Annotated in this window: 1 protein-coding gene; it reads right to left on the reverse strand. The window is 72.9% G+C overall.

The window, feature by feature from the left end; all coding sequences use genetic code 11:
• Positions 1-5: 5 nt before the first annotated feature.
• Complete coding sequence (locus tag FGE12_RS29910) at positions 6-1496, reverse strand: IS4 family transposase (protein ID WP_153870073.1); 1491 nt, start codon at positions 1494-1496, stop codon at positions 6-8.
• Positions 1497-1541: the final 45 nt, after the last annotated feature.

A 1541-nucleotide genomic window follows, 5' to 3' on the forward strand; every position in this document is an offset into this window, starting at 1 on the left:
GTTCCTCAAGATTGATCACATGTTGCGGCGCGGAAGCCGACGAGAGCGGCGGTGAGGGCTTCGTGGCCGCGGGCCAGCGTCTGCCAGCCGGGGGGGCCGTTGCGCTTGAGGTGTCCGCCGAGGGCGGCGACGGCGTAGAGGACGTCCTCGCAGGTAGGTGTGGCGGCGAGCGGGTAGCGGCGGGCGTGGGCGAGGTGGCGCAGCATCAGCAGCTCGTCCTCGTGCAGCACTCCGGCTGCGGGGGCCTGGGGTGTGTCGCGAGCAGCTTGGCGCAAGCTGAGCAGGCGCCAGGCGATGGGGATGAAAAGGCACAGGGCGTTGAGCAGGGCGCGCAGGCTGCCCAGCTGGCGCTTCTCCAGGGAGCAGCCCGTCTTGAGGGCCTTGAAGAGTTCCTCCACGCACCAGCGGGCGCAGTAGGCGTCGAGGATGAGTGAGAGCTGCTCGCCGGTGTCGATGGGCAGGCAGGTGAGGAGCACCCAGCGCACCGGCTCCTCGCCCTCGGGGGGCTGGGGCTCGAAGACTTCCACGGCGTGGAGCGTGAGGCGTGCCGGCACGTCGGCGTCCTTGAGGGCGTAGTCGCTGGCCTTGAGGGTGAGCGGGCAAGCGCGCACCTCGAGGCGGGCGGGGCGGCTTTTGCGCGCGGGCACCCGCTTTCCATTCGTCCAGCGCTCCTCGCGCGCCCCCAGCCTCACCGTGCGTCCCAGCACCCGGGGGCTCTGCTCGAGGGCCTCGGACATGGGGCGCCCGGAGTCCTGGAGTCTGTCGAAGCGGGCGCGGATGACGAAGCGGTGGCCGGCCTGCAGCAACTGCGCGAGCAGCCGGTAGTTGTCCGCCTCGCGGTCCATCACGTGCACCAGCGCCGGTGTGGCGGCGTCCTGGGCCGCCAGCGCCGCTTCCACTTGCGCTACCAGCTGCCACCAGCGCTCGGACTCGCGCGCCGTGGGCGAGCGTGCGCTGCTCTGCGCCTTGCGCTGCTTCAGGGTGCGCTGGGGGCGAGCGCGGCGCACCTGGGGCACGAGGCCCAGGGCCCCCAGCGGGCGGTGACGGGCCCCGGCCTCCGGCTGCGCGGGCGGCAGCAGCGCCGCCCCCAGGGCCACGTGGGCGTGAAAGCCCTGGTGCCCGCGCGCCAGCTGCCCCAGGCCGCGGCGCGCCCCCACCTCGCCCTGGAAGTGCAACTCCGTCGTGTCGTGCGCCGCCACCAGCAAGACCCCCTCGCGCGCCGCCTCCTGCATCCGCGCGCACGTCTGGGCGACGTGCGGGGCAAGCAGCTCGCGCCAGCGCACCTGGCGGTTACTCAAAAAACGGTACGCGCCCTCCAGCTCCGCCTCGCCTTGCATCGCCTGAGGGAAACTCCTGTCCGGCGCCGGCGCAAGCCGCCTCGCCATCAAGTCCAGCCGCTTGCCCAGCCGCGCGTCCCCCAGCCGCGCCCCCGCGTACTCCACCCCCACCGCGACGGCCTCCTCCTCGGCTTCTCTCACCACGAGCGCTGGCGCCATGCCGCCCGTCCTACCGCGCTGCCGAGATGTGTTGGATCTTGAGAA

The sequence above is a fragment of the Aggregicoccus sp. 17bor-14 genome, from assembly GCF_009659535.1.
In the GTDB taxonomy this organism is placed as follows: Bacteria; Myxococcota; Myxococcia; order Myxococcales; family Myxococcaceae; genus Aggregicoccus.

Coding starts and splice junctions, on each gene's coding strand:
- FGE12_RS29910 (WP_153870073.1), bottom strand. CDS start 1,496: ATGGCGCCAGCGCTCGTGGTGAGAGAAGCCGAGGAGGAGGCCGTCGCG.